This is a genomic window from Actinosynnema sp. ALI-1.44 (genome assembly GCF_001984155.1).
Lineage (GTDB): Bacteria > Actinomycetota > Actinomycetes > Mycobacteriales > Pseudonocardiaceae > Kibdelosporangium.
The window spans coordinates 182,762-199,504 of sequence record NZ_MTQO01000041.1; the positions used below are offsets into that span (position 1 = coordinate 182,762).

The following is a 16,743-nucleotide window of genomic DNA, read 5'->3' on the forward strand; positions in this document are numbered from 1 at the left end:
CCGCCGGGGTGACGAGCACCCCGGCGGTTGTTTCGCTCAGCTGGTCAGGAACGGACCATCTTGCGCAGCACGTACTGCATGATGCCGCCGTTGCGGTAGTAGTCCGCCTCACCAGGCGTGTCGATGCGGACGACCGCGTCGAACTCGACCTTGCCGCCGTCGGTCTTCGTGGCCGTGACCTTGACCGTGCGCGGGGTCTCGCCGTCGTTCAGCTTGGTGACACCGCTGAAGTCGAAGGTCTCCGTGCCGTCCAGGCCCAGCGACGACACCGTCTCGCCCGCCGGGAACTGCAGCGGCAGCACGCCCATGCCGATCAGGTTCGACCGGTGGATGCGCTCGAACGACTCCGCGATGACCGCGCGCACACCGAGCAGCGAGGTGCCCTTCGCCGCCCAGTCACGCGACGAACCCGAGCCGTATTCCTTGCCCGCCAGCACGACCAGCGGGACACCGGCGGAGGCGTACGCCACCGAGGCGTCGTAGATGGTGGTCTGCGGCGCGCCGTCCTCGAGGAAGTTGCGCGTGAAGCCACCCTGCACGTCATCGAGGAGCAGGTTGCGCAGCCGGATGTTGGCGAAGGTGCCGCGGATCATCACCTCGTGGTTGCCACGGCGGGAACCGTACGAGTTGAAGTCCTTGCGCTCCACGCCGTGCTCGGTCAGGTACTTCCCGGCGGGGGAGTCCTGCTTGATCGCACCGGCGGGGGAGATGTGGTCGGTGGTGACCGAGTCGCCCAGCAGCGCGAGCACGCGGGCACCGCTGATGTCGGTGACCGGCTCCGGGTCGTTCTTCATGCCCTCGAAGTACGGTGGCTTGCGCACGTACGTCGAGTCGTCCGCCCACTCGAAGGTGTTGCCGGTCGGCGTCGGCAGCGAACGCCACCGCTCGTCGCCGTGGAACACGTCCGCGTAGTCGTTGGTGAACATCTCCGACGAGATCGACGACGTGACCACGTCCTGGACTTCCTGCGGCGACGGCCAGATGTCCGCGAGGTACACCGGCTTGCCGTCGGAGCCCGTGCCGATCGGGTCGGCGACGATGTCCATGTCCATCGACCCGGCCAGGGCGTACGCCACCACCAGCGGCGGGCTGGCCAGGTAGTTCATCTTGATGTCCGGGTTGATCCGGCCCTCGAAGTTCCGGTTGCCCGACAGCACCGACACCAGCGCGAGGTCCTGGTCCTGCGCGGCCTGCGAGATCTCGTCCTGCAGCGGGCCGGAGTTGCCGATGCACGTGGTGCAGCCGTAGCCGACCAGGTGGAAGCCCAGCTTCTCCAGGTACGGCAGCAGCCCGGCGCGCTCGTAGTAGTCCATGACGACCTTGGAACCCGGCGCCAGCGTGGTCTTCACCCACGGCTTGCGCTCCAGGCCCTTCTCCACGGCCTTCTTGGCCAGCAGCGCGGCACCGATCATCACCGACGGGTTCGACGTGTTGGTGCAGGAGGTGATCGCGGCGATCGCGACGGCACCGTGGTCGAGTTCGAAGGTGTTGCCGTCCACCGTGACCGTGGTCGGGGTGGACGGACGGCCCTCGCTGCCCTCGGCCGCGGAGAGCGCGACGCGCGGCTTGCCGTCGCCGTTCTCGCCCTCGTGCACCGCGATCGGGTCGCTGGCCGGGAAGGTCTCGTCGATCGCCTCGTCGACCGAGGAGTTCGACTCCTCCTCGGAGTGCGAGACGTAGTTGCCGAGCGCGCCGCGGAAGGCGGGCTTGGCCTCGGCCAGCACGATCCGGTCCTGCGGGCGCTTCGGGCCCGCGATCGACGGGACCACAGTGGACAGGTCGAGTTCGAGCGTCTCGGAGTAGGCGGCCTCGACCGACGGGTCGTGCCACATGCCCTGCTCCTTGGCGTACGCCTCGACCAGCGCCAGCTGCTCGTCGGAGCGGCCGGTCAGCTTCAGGTAGTCGATCGTCTCGCTGTCGATCGGGAAGATCGCGCAGGTGGAGCCGAACTCCGGGCTCATGTTGCCGATGGTGGCGCGGTTGGCCAGCGGGACGGCGCCGACGCCGATGCCGTAGAACTCGACGAACTTGCCGACCACACCGTGCTTGCGCAGCATCTCGGTGATGGTCAGCACGAGGTCGGTCGCGGTGGCACCCGCGGGCAGCTCACCGTGCAGCTTGAAGCCGACGACCCGCGGGATCAGCATGGAGACCGGCTGGCCCAGCATGGCGGCCTCGGCCTCGATGCCGCCGACGCCCCAGCCCAGCACGCCGATGCCGTTGACCATCGTGGTGTGGCTGTCGGTGCCGACCAGGGTGTCCGGGTAGGCCTGGCCGCCGCGGGTCATCACGACGCGGGCCAGGTGCTCGATGTTGACCTGGTGCACGATGCCGGTGCCCGGCGGCACGACCTTGAACTCGGAGAACGCGGTCTGGCCCCACCGCAGGAACTGGTAACGCTCCTTGTTGCGCTCGTACTCCAGGTCGACGTTCCTCTCGAACGCGTCCGGACGGCCGAAGATGTCGGCGATCACCGAGTGGTCGATCACCAGCTCGGCCGGGGCGAGCGGGTTGACCTTGTCCGGGTCGCCGCCCAGCTGGGTGACGGCCTCGCGCATGGTGGCGAGGTCGACGATGCAGGGAACGCCGGTGAAGTCCTGCATCACCACGCGGGCCGGGGTGAACTGGATCTCGGTAGCGGGTTCGGCGCTCGGGTCCCATCCGGCGAGGGCGCGGACGTGGTCGGCGGTGATGTTCGCGCCGTCCTCGGTCCGCAGCAGGTTCTCCAGCAGGATCTTCAGGCTGTACGGCAGGCGCTCGGCGCCCTCGACCGCGTTCAGCCGGAACACCTCGTATGAGGTGTCGCCGACCGTCAGCGTGCCGCGGGCACCGAAGCTGTCCTTGCTCGCAGGTGCAGTCACATCCAACTCCATCTCGCGCGCCGGTGCGGGTGGTGGCTAAGTGGTCACGACCGGAGGCTCGTCGGGGGTCTCGACGGCCCAACTTCCCGCTGGACGCACGGCCGAAAGGACCAAGTACAACCTGGTACGAGGACCTTCCGTCCGCACGCCCAGCGGAAACCTGGATCCGCCGAATACCCCCAACGATCCTCCGGTCGCAACCACTGGTCAGTTCGGTTGGGCCGAGTCTCGCGCATCCCCGCCGGACTCGCAGACCCCGGGCCCCACCTTCAGGCTTAACAGTACGCTTGTCCTGTATTCGACGACAAGGCGGGGTGGTATGGCGTGATTCACCATGTCCAGGTGGCGTGTCCGGCGGACAGCGAAGATCGACTGCGTGCGTTCTACCACGGCGTGCTCGGGTGGCCGGAACTGCCGAAGCCGCCGCTGCTGGCCGCGCGCGGCGGCTGTTGGTTCCAGGTGCCCGGCGGCGGCGAGTTGCACGCCGGGGTGGAGGTCGACTTCCGGCCCGCCCGCAAGGCGCATCCGGCGTTCGTGGTGGACCTCGACGTGGTCGCGGCCGCGTTGGAACAGGCCGGATGTGAGGTGGTGTGGGCCGACCCTGCGGAAATCCCCGGCCGACGCCGGTTGCACACGTACGACGCGGTGGGCAACCGGATCGAATTCATCCACCACGAGCCCTGGACCTAGAGCAACGACCGGGCCTCCGCCAACAGTTCGCACTGCTTGCGCCAGTCGCTGCCGGAGAACCCGAACACCAGGTGGTCGGCCCCGGCCGCCTGGTAGGCCGCGATGCGCTCGGCCGCCTGCTCCGCGGTGCCCGTGATCGGGATCTTCGCCGCCCGGTCCATCGGCATGCCGTACGCCTCGGCGATGCCCATGGCTATCTCGGCCCGTGCGTCCTCGTCGGGGCCGAGGCGACCGGTCGTGCCCACGGCGATGGTCAGCCGCCCGCCGATCTTCCGGGCGCCCTTGGCCACGTCGTCCGGGGTGATGAGGGACGGGAACCAGCCGTCGCCGTAGCGGACCGCGCGTTCTATCGCGATCGTCGACGCGTTCCCGATCCAGAACGGTGGGCGGGTCACCGCGGGTGCCAGTTCGACGCCCAGTTCCTCGACGTGATCGCCCGCGAGCAGCCGCGGCAGCAGGCGCAGCGCCACGTCCGTGCGCTGGCCCCGCTGGGCGAACGGGACGCCTGCCGCCGCCCACTGCTTCGCGCCGCCACCCGAGCCGAGGCCGAGCACCAGACGGCCGTTGGACACGTACTGCAGGCTCGCCACCTGCTTGGCCGCCCACGCCAGCGGCCTGATCGCCGGGATGAAGACGCTGGCGCCGATCTTCACGCGTTTCGTCGCCGTCGCCGCGACGGTCAGGCCGATCGCGAGGTCCAGCACCGGTCGCCCGACGGCCAGGTGGTCGCCGTGCCACACGCTGGCGAGGCCGACGTCCTCCGCGTGCCGTGCCGCCGCCGCGAGGTCGAGCTTCTCGCCCTGCTGCACCGCCAGCGACGGCAGGACCACTCCGATATCCACCATGCCTCGCAGTCTTCAACTTCAAGCACGGTTGATGTCAACCGCTCAACCGTGCCCGGACAGCGGAAAGCCCGGCACACGTGGTGCCGGGCTTTCCGCGTTCACCTCGTTACTTCATGCCCTTGAGCAGGCCCTCGATGTCACCCGGCTGCAGACCGCGCATGATCTGCAGGAAGACCTCGAAGAAGCTGCGGCCGGGGGAGACGTACCACTTGCCGTCGACCTTCGTGGTCACCACACCGACGCCTTCCTTGAAGACGCTCTCGGTGATGTGGGTGATCGCCGTGACGGCCGCCTTCGGCATCTTGCTGCCGCCGATGCCCTCCGCCGCGTCCGCCGCGCAGAACTTGTTGACCTCGCCCTGAGGGTCCTTCACCTCGTAGCAGTCGCCCTGCCGCGAGATCGTGCCCTGCTCGCCGTCGACGGTCAGGGTGACCGACTTCAGGATCACCTTCGTGCCGCCGGTGGTCTCCTTGGTCTCGGTCTCCAGCTTGTCGACCTTCGCACCGGTCGGCTCGAGGTCGCCGATCGCGCTGAGCAGCGCCGGGCCCGCGTCGTGCAGCGCGCCCATCTCGTCCGGCGGCACCAGTTCGATCAGCCGCTCGACCTTGGCGTCCAGCGCCGCGTCGACGAACTGCTTCACCGCTTCGTCCGGGCTGCCCGCGCCGTTCGCGGCCACCGGGGACGACGGCCACTTCTGCTTTCCGGCCAGCAGCGCGTAGTCCGCGATCGTGTAGAAGAGGCTCGGGTGCCACTGGTCGCCGACCTTGACCGTCGCGATCCGGATCGGCTGCTTGGTCTGCTTGACGACCTTGGCGATGTCGATCTTCTGGGTCTGCCCGGCGGGCGCGTCCATGCCGTTGGGGAAGGCCTCGTCGAGGAACTTCTCGTTGAACGGCAGGTCACGCATGTCCGAGTTGATCTCGACCTGGCCCTCGGTCAGCATGTTGATCTCGAGGTGGTCGTTGACGACCTGCTTCTTGGTCTCGTCGAACTTCAGGCCGGTCGCCTTCAGGCCGCTGATCTTGTTCGGGTCGGCGTCCGGCTTGTACACGCCGAGCCGCTTGAGCTCGTTGGTCATCTGCGTGTTGGTGTCACGCAGCAGCGCGGACTCCGCGGGCGGCAGCACCGTGAACAGACCGGCGACGTCACCGGCGTTGATCTTGTCGACCAGGTTCTGCGCGGCCGCGGTGGGGGTCGGCGCGCCCTGGGCGACGCTGTCGCTCTGCCGGATCGCCAGGAAGTACACCAGGCCACCGGCGACGAGCGCGACCACCGCGACGAGCACGCCGACGATCAGGCCGGTCTTCTTCTTCGGTGGCTGCGGGTAGCCGGGCTGGCCGTAGCCCTGCGGGTACGCCTGGCCCGGGTCCTGCGGGTAGCCGGGTTGCTGCGGGTGACCCTGCTGGCCTAAATCCTGCTGCGGGTACCCCTGCTGCTGGTAGGCCTGCTGACCAGGGTCCTGCGGGTAGCCCTGCTGCGGGTACCCCTGAGCCGGGTCCTGCTGCGGGTAGCCGCCTGGCTGCGCCGGGAACCCGCCGCTCGGCTGCCCCGGCTGCTGCGGGGGCTGGTTCGGATCGTTCGGCTGCCACTGGCCGCCGGAAGGCGGATAGGTCACAGGTCCCCTCCAGAAGTTTGCTGGTACTGCTTCACTCGGTTGCGCTGCGTGACGAGGACGACGACCGCGCCGAGCAGCGTGAGCACCGCGCCAGCCAGCATCACTGCTGGTCCAGTGCTTGCGATACTGATGACACCGTCCTCGTTCTCCCCTTGGACGGTGGCTGCCCCCGCGATCGTTCCCATCAACAACGCCAAAATGACCGCCAGCACCGCGGCCGTCCGGCGTAGGCGCAGAGCGTACATGGCAATCGCCACAGCTGCCGCTGGTATTACCCCCAGCCAGATGTCCAGCAGGATCCCCAGTGCCGGGAACGTGTCCGTGAAGCCGAGATGACGGAGGATCCCCAGCGACTGGTAGCTGTTGTAGAACACTGTGCCCGATCGGACCCACGGCAGGAACGAGCCGAGCACGACGAGCGCGAGGCCGACGGCTGCCCCCACGGCACCGATCCGGGGCATCAAAGTCCGCACCGGATCATGGTCCCAACCCGGCGCCGGCGTCCCCCTTTCGGGTCGAATTCGCACGTCTGGGCTGTCCAAAGAGGATTTTGTGATGCACGGTGACTAAGTTGTCACTGTTACGGCACATAACTGCTGTGACGGAAGTGGTGGTCGAACGGAGGAGGCGCCGTGCGTGTCCGTCGAACCGGCGTCGCGATCATCGCCGCTGTCATGGCGCTGACCATGACACCGTCGGCATTCGCCGTACCGCCGCCCCCGCCGAAGCCGAGCGACCAGGACATCGAGAACAGCAAGGCCGACCGGGACAGCAAGGCGACCAAGGTCGGGGAGCTGACCAGTCAGCTGGCCGACGCCGAGTCGAAACTGGTCGACCTGCAGGCGACCGTCGAGCTGAAGCTGGAAGACGCCAACAAGGCGCTCGTCGACCTGCAGACCGCGCGGGACGTGGCCGACCAGGCCCGTGCCGACGCGGCAGCGGCCAGGCAGGAGGCCGACGCGGCCACCGCGGCGATCCGGAAGGTGCGCGAGGACATCGACGACTTCGCGGCCGCGAGCTTCCGCCAAGGCAGCACAGTCGGTTCCATGACGGCGTACTTCGGCGCCAAGAGCCCCAAGGATCTGCTGGACCGGGCCGGACTGCTCAACGCGGTCAGCAGCGCCCCACTCGACGCGCTGGAACGGATGCAGCGCGCCCGCGTCGAACAGGCCAACAAGGACTCCCGTGCCAGGGCGGCGCTCAACCTGGCCAACGAGAAGCAAACGGCGGCACAGAACGCCAAACGCGTGGCCGACCAGGCGACGGCGGTGGCCGAGCAGGCCCGTCGCGACCAGGCGGGCGAAGCGTCCCAGCTGGAGGCGTTCCGCGCCAGGACCGAGCAGGAACTCGCCGACGCGCAAGCGAAGGTCGGTGGCCTGGAATCCCAGCTGCAGCGCTACCAGCAATGGCTGGCGGCCAAACAGCGGGAAGACGAGGAACGCGCCAAAGCCGCCGCCGCGGCGGCGGCGGCCCAACGCCCGAGTGGGGGCGGTGGCGCGAAACCCAGCCGCCCGGCCCCGGGACGTCCGCCCGTCACCGGTGGTTCGGCCTCGATCGTCATCGCCCGCGCGCTGTCCCAACTCGGCGTGCCGTACGCGTGGGGTGGCGGCAATGCCAACGGGCCGACCCGAGGCATCCGGGACGGCGGCGTGGCCGACTCGTTCGGCGACTACGCCAAGATCGGCTTCGACTGCTCCGGCCTGATGATCTACGCCTTCGCCGGGGTGGGCATCAGACTCCCGCACTACAGCGGGTACCAGGCCACATCGGGACGTCGCGTGCCGCTGTCCCAGATGGCACCGGGGGACATGCTGTTCTGGGCCACGCGCGGCCGTATCCACCACGTGGCCATGTACATCGGCAACGGTCAGATGGTCGAGGCGCCGTACTCGGGCTCGCGTGTGCGGATCAGTCCCGTGCGCTACGGCGGATTGGTGCCGTACGCCACGCGGATGCTCTGACCCTCGGCAGAGGTAGAGGGCCTCCGCTTGGCCGATGGGCGCGTGTGTGTCGAAGACCGTGACGGCCACACTGGGACACACTGCGATGTTGCGTGAGTGGCGACTGTCCGGTGAGGACACCCAGAGCACTCGGTGCTCCCCATCGGCCGCGTGGAACACCGGGGTGACCCACGGGTTGCCCGCAGGGTCGACGGTCCCGAGCACGAGGTAGCGATGCAGGGCAAGCAGCCGTGGAACGGTGGCCCACATCAGGCCCGCACCGGTGCAAGCGGGTAAGGCCGGTACCGCACGTTCTGTCGACGGTTGGTGACGGATGGCACGAAAGCCTGGCCACCATCGGGACGCATCACTCGCCGCGTTTTTGGATTCGCACCTCGTCCGGCGACTTCGAATCGTCGGTTGGCCATGTGATCACGGACCGGCCCAAGGGGGCGCAGGCAGAGGTGAATCGTTGTCACGGGTTACGGAAAGTCCAGAGCGTCACACACAGATGACGCCCTTGTCACTCAACGTGTTGTACTTGTTACTTCGCGCAGCGACATCGGCAATCGGCCATTAGGGTGAACGGTACAGCGGCACGTTCGGACGCTCACAAGCCTCCGTGCCGCGGGTGCATCGGCCACCGCCCCAGCACCGCATGGTCACTACCTCGTTCTTCCGCACTTCGTACCCCCGCATCGAGGAGCGCTCCTTGTTCGTTCTCCGGAGAAGACACACGTCCAACCCTGGGTATGTCTCCCCGTCACCCGGCCGAGTCGTCCTTGCCGTAATGGTGCTCCTGCTCACCCTGATGGTCCCGGTTCCGGCTGCGGCTTATCCGCCGCACGTGCTCGTGTTCGTCGCCAACACCGGGTCGGACAACGTCACTGTCTACGACACCCGGCTCGGCGAGGTGATCGCGACCGTGGGTGTCGGCGACGGCCCGGTGGGAGTAGGTGCGACGCCGGACGGCAAGCTTGTCTACGTCACCAACGAACAATCCGATTCCGTGTCCGTTCTGGACGCTCGGACCCAACTCGTGGTCGCCACGATCCCGGTCCGCGCCGATCCGTTCGGCGTGGCGGCCACCGGCACCCACGCCTACGTCGCCAACTTCGGCTCCGACTCGGTCACGGTGATCGACATCGCCACGCAGCGGCCGGTCGCCGAGATTCCCGTCGGGCGCTTCCCGCACACACCGATCGTCGGCCCGGACGGCAGCCGGGTCTACGTCACGAACAACGGCGACGCGAGCGTGACGGTCATCGACACGAAGACCAACAAGGCCATCGGCACGATCCCGGTCGGTCGGTTCCCGGCCGGCATCGCCGTCCGGCCGCGAGGTGACCGAATCTACGTCGCCAACACCGGAGACGACACGGTCAGCGTCATCGGGACCTCGTCCGGCCGCCCCCTCGCCACAGTCCCGGTCGGTGACGCGCCGATGGGCCTGTCGGTGACGCCGCGCGACGTCGTCTACGTGGCCAACGCGAGCGCGGACACCATCTCGGTCATCAACTTCCCCACCGTGGGCACCACCTCCACGTCCCCGGTGCAGCGCAGACCAGAAGGCTCCGCGGCCTCACCGGACAACAGCTTCGTGTACATCACCAACACCGCGTCGAACACGATGTCGGTCATCGACACCGCCACGGCGAAACCGGTCGCCGCCGTGCCCGTCGGTCAGCAACCAGAAGGAGTGGCCGTGACCGGCTGAGCCGCACAGGCGCCTTGGCGGTGACCGCCCCTCCGGACGTGCGGGCGGCGTGACACAGTCCCGGTATGCACGATGACGCTGTCGCCGAGTTCGAGCACCAGCGCCCGCGGTTGTTCGGCCTGGCCTACCGGCTGCTCGGCTCGGCGCACGACGCGGACGACGTCGTGCAGGAGGCGTTCATCCGGTGGGACGGCGTGGACCGGCGGGCCGTGGTGAAACCGTCGGCCTGGCTGGCGAAGGTGGTCACGAACCTGGCGCTCAACAGGCTGACCTCGGCGCGTGTCCAGCGTGAGTGCTACGTCGGACCGTGGCTGCCGGAGCCGGTGATCGCCGTCGACGGCGTGCTCGGTCCGCTGGAGACGGTGCAACAGCGCGAATCCGTGTCGTTCGCGTTCATGGTGTTGCTTGAGCGGCTCACCCCGGCCGAGCGGGCGGTGTTCGTGCTGCGTGAGGCGTTCGCGTACCGCTATCGGGAGATCGCGGAGATCATGGCGACGTCGGAGGCCAACTGCCGCCAGCTGCACCGGCGGGCGCGGGGTCGTCTGCAGGAGGTCAGGCCACGGTTCGGCTCCGACCACCAGGAGCGGTCCCGGCTGGTCGAGCGGTTTCTCGCCGCAGCGCGGGAAGGCGATCTGAGCGGACTGGAACAGGTGCTGGCCGCCGACGTGAGCTCATGGGCAGACGGCGGCGGCAAGGTGACGACCGCACTCCGCCCAGTGCTCGGCCGTCAGCGCGTCATCCGGTACTTCATGGGCGGGATGAGCCGCTTCGCGTCGGGCCTGCGCCTGGAAATGGCCGAGGTCAACGGCGAACCCGCCGTCCTCGTCTCGGCGGGTGCGAGGACTACCTGGCGCGGCACCCGGCGCCCCTGGCCACGTCGTACCGGGGGCTGTCGTGACGTGGCTGAGAGCCGGACTGGTCTTCCTCGCCGTCACCCAAGGGCTGGCAGGACTGGCACAACTGCTGTTGCCGCGCGGGTTCTACGACAATGCCCCGTGGGTCGCGATGCTGCCGCCGTACAACGAACACCTGATGCGTGACCTCGGTGCCGCGACTCTCTCGTACGTGCTCGTGCTCGCGGTCGCAGCCGTCACCATGGAACGCCGCCTTGTCCGCACCGCGCTGGTCGCCAACCTGGTGTTCACGGTGTCGCATTTCGTCTTCCACGCCACCCACCTCGGTGGCCTGCCACGGGCCGACGCGATAGTCCAGCCCCTCGTACTGGCCGTCGGAATCGTGATCCCGGCCGCTCTGCTCGTGCTGTCCGTGCGGCTCCGCTCGTGATCGACTCAAGCACCGCCCGGGTCGAGCGCGGCTGCGGGCAACGGCTCGACGCCCGCGATCCGCCGGATCCTGGTGGGCTCGACGAAGACGGTCACGCGCTGTTCGCCGGGGATGAGCCACTCGTACCGATCGGCACCGAGGTACTTGCCCGCGAGCGCGTCCATCCGGCGGTTGGCCTGCTCACCTGTGACGAACCGGACGGCCCGGCCGTGGATCTGCACCCGGTCGAACGGGTCGGCCTGGTCGACGCTGGACAGGCAGACCCGGGGATCGCGGCGCAGGTTGCGTTCCTTGACCCGGCCGATCGTGGTGTTGAACAGCACCAGGTCGCCGTCCAGGTCGACCCACATCGGGCTCACGTGCGGCGAGCCGTCCGCGCTTGTCGTTGCCACGTACCAGATGCGGGGTTCGCGAACGATGTCGCGCAGTTCGTCCGTCCAGTCAGCCACGCGGGCAACGTACCAACTAGCCTGCCTTCGTGGCGAGGTAGTCGTCCGGGTCGAGTGTGGCGAGGCCGCGTGCGTACTGGGTGGCGAAGCCCGGGTACATGGTCGCGTTGAAGCCGTCGCCGGTCAGGTACCAGCTACTGCACCCCGAGTTCCACGTCGTACGGGCCAGACGACGTTGCAGGTCCCGGTTGAACTCCTCCTGGACGTCCTTGCGCACCTCGAGGCTGCGCAGTCCGTCGCGTCGGATCAGCGAGATGGCCTGGACGATGTAGTCGATCTGCGCCTCGCTGTAGACCAGCAGCGAGTTGTGGCCGGGCCCGGAGTTGGGGCCGAGCGTGAAGAACAGGTTCGGGTACCCGGCGACGGCGACGCTCTTGTACGCCTTCGCGCCTGCCAGCCATTCGTCGCCGAGCACCCGCCCGCCGGATCCGCTGATCGGGAACGGTGTTCCGGCGTTGTACACGTCGAAGCCGGTGGCGAACACGACGCAGTCGACCTGGTGCTCGATACCTTCCGCGGTGCGGATCCCGTTGGCGGACAGGGCGTAGATCGGCCACGTGATCAGCTTGCAGTTCGGTGCCTGGAGCGCGGGGTAGTAGTCGCTGGTGATCAGGATGCGTTTGCAGCCCATCCGGTAGTCCGGGGTGAGCCTGCGGCGCAGCCACGGATCGGCCACCGCCCGGCGCAGGTAGCGGCGTGAGACCTGTTGCAGCAGCGTGGTGACGGCGCTGTCCCACACGACACCGAGCGCCATCGCCTCGTGGCCGTAGAACAGTGCCTGGCGCAGGGCGGTCTGTGTGGTGGGCACTCTGCGGAAGAGTTCGGTCAGCCACGACGGGTGGTGTGGGTTGGCCTTCGGCAGCACCCAGCCGGGTGTGCGCTGGAAGACTTTCACGGTGGCCGCCATGGCGACCAGTTCGGGGACGATCTGCACAGCGCTGGCCCCGGTGCCGATCACTGCCACGTGCTTGCCCGTGAAGTCGTAGCTGTGGTCCCACGCTGAGCTGAGCATCGTGTGCCCGCGGTAGGTGTCGAGGCCGTCGATGCCGGGATAGCTTGCGTTGGCCAAGGCGCCGACGGCCGACACGACCGCGCGGGCGGTGATCGTGTGGCCGTCCTTTGTAGACGCCGTCCACGTGCCGGTGTCGTCGTCGTAGACCAGTCGGGTGATGTCGGTGTTGAACCGGATGCGCTCACGTAGCCCGAACTGGTCGGTCATGTGCCTGATGTAGGCGAGGATCTCCGCGCCGCCGGAATACGCGCGCGACCAGTTCGGGTTGGGCGCGAACGAGTACGAGTAGACCAGCGAAGGGACGTCGCACCCGGCGCCGGGATAGGTGTTGTCGCGCCAGGTCCCGCCGACGTCGCCCGCGCGTTCGCAGATCACGAAGTCGGTGATCCCCGCCTGGGACAAGCGGATCGCTGTGCCGAGGCCGGAGAAGCCCGCGCCGATGACCAGGACACCGGTGGTCGTGTTCATCGGTCCACCGGTTCGTGCGTGAGTTCCTTCGACCACGACGGCGGCTTGCCCAACAGCCGGGCCGGGAAGGCGTTGGTCAGCTTGACCAGCGGGTCGGCCAGGAACCGGTGGTAGGGGTGGGTCCGGTCGATCACCATCCGGGCCTGCTGCTTGAACATCTGGTACGCCGGGATCCGCCGGGTGTTCGCGCTGCGGTCGCCGTTGCTGACGAAGCGCTTCACCGCGTTGTACAGTTTCTGCTCAGACAGGCCCATCGCGACGATGTTGTCGCGCATCTTGTTCAGCAGCGGCACGAACACCACGATCAGGCCGAGCAGCACCTGCGGTTTGAGCACGGCGGCCGACTCGATCAGCTGCCTGCGCACCGGTCCGGCGCCGACCACGTCGAGCACCTGGAAGTCCACCGCGATGTGCCGGGACTCGTCGGAGTTGATGTGCCGGAACACCTCGTGGCACACCGGGTCGGAGACCTCGTCGAGCAGGAACTTCACCAGTGCGCCGTCCAGTGCGCACTCCAGCATCGGGATCAGCGTGGCCAGCCCGGTCAGCGGCATGTCGTCGCTGAAGTTGTCCAGCACCCAGATCGCCATCTTGACCTGCACGGTCGGCTCGGGCGTCTCGCCGTCGTCCAGCATGCCCCAGCGCTTCATCAACGCCAGTTCGGCGTTGGCGTGCTTCTGCTCCTCGGCGTGGAAGTACTTGTAGATCTGTTTGATGGTCTCGGTCGGGGCCTTGTCGGCCAACGCGGCGAAGCCCATCGCGCCGATGTTCTCGATCCACACCAGGTCCGCCATGAACTGCTTCAGTTTGGGCCGCTGCTCGTCGGTGATGGTCTCCGCGCCGGGCGCGTCCCAGTCGACGTCGGCGAGCGACCACTGCTTGTCCTTGATGGTCCGCAGCATGGTGTCGAAGTCGTGTGCCATCGCCGCTCAGCCCTCCTTGCCGGTTTCGTCGAACGGCAGCAGTCGGCCGACCAGACCGGCCAGCTTCGTGTAGGTGCCGGGCAACGCGCGTTTGGTCCGCCAGACCAGCCGGGCGTCCAGTTGCGGCACCACGTGCAGGCGTCCGGCGTCGTGCGCGTCCAATGTGGTGCGTGCGATGCGGTGTGGTGAGACGCCGGTGAGCCGCATGAGCGTGTCGGCCATGCGCGCCGCCGCGGCGTCGATGCGGTCGTTGTCGATGATGTTGGTCTTGACGAACGTGGGGCACAGGACGGTGACGGCGACGTCGGTACCGGACAGTTCCGCGGCGAGGGTCTCCGACAGGGCGAGCACACCGGCTTTGCTGACGTTGTACGCGGCCATAGCGGGACCCGCGGCGAAACTGGCCGCCGAGGCCACGTTGATGACTCCGCCGGTGCCCGTCTCGCGCAGCAGCGGGACGAACTCGTGACAGCCGTGGATGACGCCCCACAGGTTGATGTCCAGCGTGCGTTTCCAGTCCGCCAGCGGGGTCGAGCCGATCGCCTGCCCACCGGCGCCGATCCCGGCGTTGTTGATCACGAGCGTCGGCGGGCCGCCCAGCAGGCCCTCGCTGGCCAGCGCCAGGTCGCGAACCTGCTGCGGATCGGCGACGTCGCAGTGCGCGGGCACACCGGCGTTGCCGATCAGGTGCGCGGTTTCCTTGGCGGCGGTGTCGTTGACGTCCGCGCACAGCACCGTGCCGCCCCGGCGCGCGAGTTCGATGGCGAACGCCCGGCCGATGCCGCTCCCGGCACCGGTCACCACGGCTCGTGCACGCGTGCTACGGCGACTACTCATGAGATCTCCCTGACAAGATTCCGGCGATGAACTCCCCGGCACGGGCGAGCGCCGTGCGGGCTTCGGGTACCAGTGCGGCGAAAACCTGGAACACGTGTCCCTGCGAGGGCCACACCTGTAGTTCGCAGTCACCACCAGCGGCGCGGATGGTCCGGTGGATGTGTTCGGCGTCGGCGACGAGCATCTCCGCGCCACCGACCTGGACCAGTGTCGGCGGCCACGGGGACCCCGCCGGGATGCTCAGTGCCAGCCGGGGGTGCGTGGGGTCGACGTCCCGGGTGTAGTGCTCGACCAGCCGCCTGGCCCGCGCGGCCGAGATCAGCGGATCCCGGGGGCCGCGCCGGGCGCTGAGGGCGAAGGTGAGGTCGATCGCGGGGGAGAACAGCGCCATCCCCGCCGGGAGCGGCTGCCCAGCCTTGACCAGCTCACACGTGAGGTCCATGGCCAGGTGCCCACCCGCGGAGTCACCGGCCAGCACGATCTGGTCGGGCCGGTAGCCCTGGCCGAGCAGCCAGTCGTAGGCGGCGCGCACGTCGTCGGCTGCGGCGGGGAAGCGGTGACTGGGTGCCAGCCGGTAGTCGCACGCGAACACCGGCGTGCCGGAGGCCGCCGACAGCCGGGACGTGATGCCGCGGTGGGTTCGTGCCGAACAGATCGTGTACGCGCTGCCGTGCAGGTAGAACACCACACGGCCCTCCGACGTGTGCGGCGCGCGGACCCACTCCCCGCGTGGGTCGTCGACCCCGGTGATCTCGGTGCCCGGCAGCGCAGGCGACAGGACGGCCAGTGTCGCGGCCGTGCCACGTCGTCCGAGCCGGACACCTCGCTCGTTCTGGGGAAGCGCCGCGATCAACGGCCGGGCCGTGACCCAGGCCGTGGCCAGCAGAACCCGCGCTTGCCATGACACCGGAGCGCTATCTGATGGCAGCCGTCGTCTCTGAAGGCGCATGCCATCAGATTGAAGTTGACCACGGTGTTTTGTCAAGATGGTCAGGTGGCCACGACAGGAACCCGGCGAGGGATCTACGCGGGACGCAGCACAGAGCAACGCCGTGCCGAGCGTCGCGGCAAACTCGTGGACGCCGCGTTCGAGATCTGGGGCGACCAGGGGTGGTCGGCCGTCAGCATGCGGGGGGTGTGCGCACGTGCCGCGCTGACCGACCGGTACTTCTACGAGAGCTTCACCGACGTCGACGCGCTACTGGCGGCGGTGTGGGAACGGGTTCGCGACAACGCCATCCAGCGTGTCGTGGAAGCCGCGCTCCAGGCGCCGTCCGACCCGATCGAACGGCTGCGCGCGGCGCTGACGGTGTTCATGCACGACCTGACCGAGGACCCACGCCTAGGCAGGATCGGCTTCGGCGACCACACCGGCAACGCCGTGCTGGAACGCCTGCGCAAGGAAGCCCTCCAGCAGTTCACGGACCTGCTGATCGAACTCGGCCAGCCGTACCTCAGGCGCGACATCGACCCGATCGACTTCCGGATGAGCGTGCTGCTGGGCATCGGCGGGTTCATCGAACTGGTGACGGCGTGGCTGGGCGGTGCCATCGAGGTGGACGCCACCCGCATCGTCGACCACACCACCACCCTCGGCGCGGACATGGCCGCCCGCTACCTCGCGGAGCCGTAGAAGTACTCGCGCCGCCACGCCACCCATTCCCGCAGGTCGTCGTGCAGTTCGGGGTACTCCGACAGATCGTCCGCGATGTCGTCGTGGCCGTGGCCGCGCAGGTAGGCCAGCGTCGACTCGGCGCCAGCGCCGAGTAGGAACTGGATGTCGAAGCCGCACGCCATGTCGAAATCGATGTGCTTGGTCTCCCACAGCAGAGGGACGTCCGCCGGGTCGCCAATCACGTGCAGCAGGAAACCGCACAGGTGCGCGTTCTCGAACAGGTCCCAGTCGTCGTCTTCGGCAGGTTCCCAGTCGTCTCGCGCGTACCGGTGGTCCATCTCGGCCTTGAGGACCTCGCGCAGCAGGGCGTGGTGCATACGCGCGCTGTCGGGATGGATGCTCTCCAGCAGCCGTCGGCGTGCCCGGGGGCTGCCGAGATCGTCGATCACAGGCCACAGCCTAGGCAACCGTCGTTTTCGCAGAGGTC

At 68.4% G+C, this 16,743-nt stretch carries 16 protein-coding genes and 1 pseudogene; 6 read left to right on the plus strand and 11 right to left on the minus strand.

Going from position 1 to position 16,743, the window contains the following annotated elements; all coding sequences use genetic code 11:
- Positions 1-44: 44 nt before the first annotated feature.
- Positions 45-2,861 carry an aconitate hydratase gene (locus ALI144C_RS16140; protein ID WP_076987999.1) on the minus strand — a complete coding sequence of 939 codons (2,817 nt, stop codon included), beginning with the start codon at positions 2,859-2,861 and terminating at the stop codon, positions 45-47.
- Positions 2,862-3,185: 324 nt separating this feature from the next.
- Between ALI144C_RS16140 and ALI144C_RS16145 the strand changes: the two genes are divergently transcribed.
- Positions 3,186-3,551: a glyoxalase gene (locus tag ALI144C_RS16145; RefSeq protein WP_076987905.1), complete on the plus strand. Its 366-nt coding sequence runs from the start codon at positions 3,186-3,188 to the stop codon at positions 3,549-3,551.
- Here the strand turns inward: ALI144C_RS16145 and ALI144C_RS16150 are convergent.
- The 3 genes from ALI144C_RS16150 to ALI144C_RS16160 all read right to left on the minus strand — a co-directional run bounded on the left by ALI144C_RS16150 (position 3,548) and on the right by ALI144C_RS16160 (position 6,484).
- On the minus strand, positions 3,548-4,396 hold the full coding sequence (locus tag ALI144C_RS16150) for an LLM class flavin-dependent oxidoreductase (RefSeq protein WP_076987906.1): 849 nt from the start codon (positions 4,394-4,396) through the stop codon (positions 3,548-3,550). The two genes, ALI144C_RS16145 and ALI144C_RS16150, sit on opposite strands and share 4 nt — an antisense overlap.
- Positions 4,397-4,502: 106 nt before the next feature.
- Positions 4,503-6,011, minus strand: a complete 1,509-nt coding sequence (locus ALI144C_RS16155) for a hypothetical protein (protein WP_076987907.1) — start codon at positions 6,009-6,011, stop codon at positions 4,503-4,505.
- Positions 6,008-6,484, minus strand: a complete 477-nt coding sequence (locus ALI144C_RS16160; protein WP_143230677.1) for a hypothetical protein — start codon at positions 6,482-6,484, stop codon at positions 6,008-6,010. The genes ALI144C_RS16155 and ALI144C_RS16160 overlap by 4 nt, the downstream gene beginning before the upstream one ends.
- A gap of 201 nt (positions 6,485-6,685) precedes the next feature.
- Here ALI144C_RS16160 and ALI144C_RS16165 point away from each other — a divergent pair, with 201 nt between their 5' ends.
- Positions 6,686-7,972, plus strand: a complete 1,287-nt coding sequence (locus tag ALI144C_RS16165) for an NlpC/P60 family protein (protein ID WP_076988000.1) — start codon at positions 6,686-6,688, stop codon at positions 7,970-7,972.
- 21 nt (positions 7,973-7,993) lie between these two features.
- Here ALI144C_RS16165 and ALI144C_RS59045 read toward each other — a convergent pair.
- Positions 7,994-8,221: pseudogene (locus ALI144C_RS59045) on the minus strand (pyridoxamine 5'-phosphate oxidase family protein); the annotation flags it as partial.
- Between the two features lie 520 nt (positions 8,222-8,741).
- Between ALI144C_RS59045 and ALI144C_RS16175 the strand changes: the two are divergent.
- The 3 genes from ALI144C_RS16175 (at position 8,742) to ALI144C_RS56695 (ending at position 10,952) form a co-directional block, all read left to right on the plus strand.
- Positions 8,742-9,668 carry a YVTN family beta-propeller repeat protein gene (locus tag ALI144C_RS16175; RefSeq protein ID WP_237774161.1) on the plus strand — a complete coding sequence of 309 codons (927 nt, stop codon included), beginning with the start codon at positions 8,742-8,744 and terminating at the stop codon, positions 9,666-9,668.
- 65 nt (positions 9,669-9,733) lie between these two features.
- Complete coding sequence (locus ALI144C_RS16180) at positions 9,734-10,708, plus strand: RNA polymerase sigma-70 factor (protein WP_076987909.1); 975 nt, start codon at positions 9,734-9,736, stop codon at positions 10,706-10,708.
- Entirely contained in the window at positions 10,701-10,952 is a 252-nt protein-coding gene (locus ALI144C_RS56695; RefSeq protein WP_202818963.1) for a hypothetical protein, read from the plus strand. The genes ALI144C_RS16180 and ALI144C_RS56695 overlap by 8 nt, the downstream gene beginning before the upstream one ends.
- A gap of 5 nt (positions 10,953-10,957) precedes the next feature.
- Here the strand turns inward: ALI144C_RS56695 and ALI144C_RS16190 are convergent, their stop codons facing one another.
- Genes ALI144C_RS16190 through ALI144C_RS16210 form a run of 5 tightly spaced genes read right to left on the minus strand, consistent with a single transcriptional unit; the run spans position 10,958 to position 15,548 of the window.
- Positions 10,958-11,401 carry a PPOX class F420-dependent oxidoreductase gene (locus ALI144C_RS16190; protein WP_076987911.1) on the minus strand — a complete coding sequence of 148 codons (444 nt, stop codon included), beginning with the start codon at positions 11,399-11,401 and terminating at the stop codon, positions 10,958-10,960.
- Between the two features lie 16 nt (positions 11,402-11,417).
- On the minus strand, positions 11,418-12,881 hold the full coding sequence (locus tag ALI144C_RS16195) for a flavin-containing monooxygenase (protein ID WP_076987912.1): 1,464 nt from the start codon (positions 12,879-12,881) through the stop codon (positions 11,418-11,420).
- The gene (locus ALI144C_RS16200) at positions 12,878-13,804 is read right to left on the minus strand and encodes a reductase (RefSeq protein ID WP_076987913.1); all 927 of its coding nucleotides are present in this window, start codon (positions 13,802-13,804) and stop codon (positions 12,878-12,880) included. The genes ALI144C_RS16195 and ALI144C_RS16200 overlap by 4 nt, the downstream gene beginning before the upstream one ends.
- A 6-nt stretch (positions 13,805-13,810) precedes the next feature.
- Positions 13,811-14,641 carry an SDR family NAD(P)-dependent oxidoreductase gene (locus ALI144C_RS16205; RefSeq protein WP_076987914.1) on the minus strand — a complete coding sequence of 277 codons (831 nt, stop codon included), beginning with the start codon at positions 14,639-14,641 and terminating at the stop codon, positions 13,811-13,813.
- Positions 14,634-15,548, minus strand: a complete 915-nt coding sequence (locus ALI144C_RS16210; protein ID WP_237774162.1) for an alpha/beta hydrolase — start codon at positions 15,546-15,548, stop codon at positions 14,634-14,636. Before ALI144C_RS16210 ends, ALI144C_RS16205 begins: the two co-directional genes overlap by 8 nt.
- Positions 15,549-15,635: 87 nt before the next feature.
- Between ALI144C_RS16210 and ALI144C_RS16215 the strand changes: the two genes are divergently transcribed.
- On the plus strand, positions 15,636-16,274 hold the full coding sequence (locus tag ALI144C_RS16215; RefSeq protein ID WP_076987915.1) for a TetR/AcrR family transcriptional regulator: 639 nt from the start codon (positions 15,636-15,638) through the stop codon (positions 16,272-16,274).
- On the opposite strand, the gene ALI144C_RS16220 is transcribed toward ALI144C_RS16215, so the two are convergent.
- Positions 16,256-16,705 (minus strand): hypothetical protein, encoded by a 450-nt coding sequence (locus tag ALI144C_RS16220; RefSeq protein WP_076987916.1) that lies wholly within the window; start codon positions 16,703-16,705, stop codon positions 16,256-16,258. The genes ALI144C_RS16215 and ALI144C_RS16220 overlap by 19 nt on opposite strands.
- Positions 16,706-16,743 lie beyond the last annotated feature (38 nt).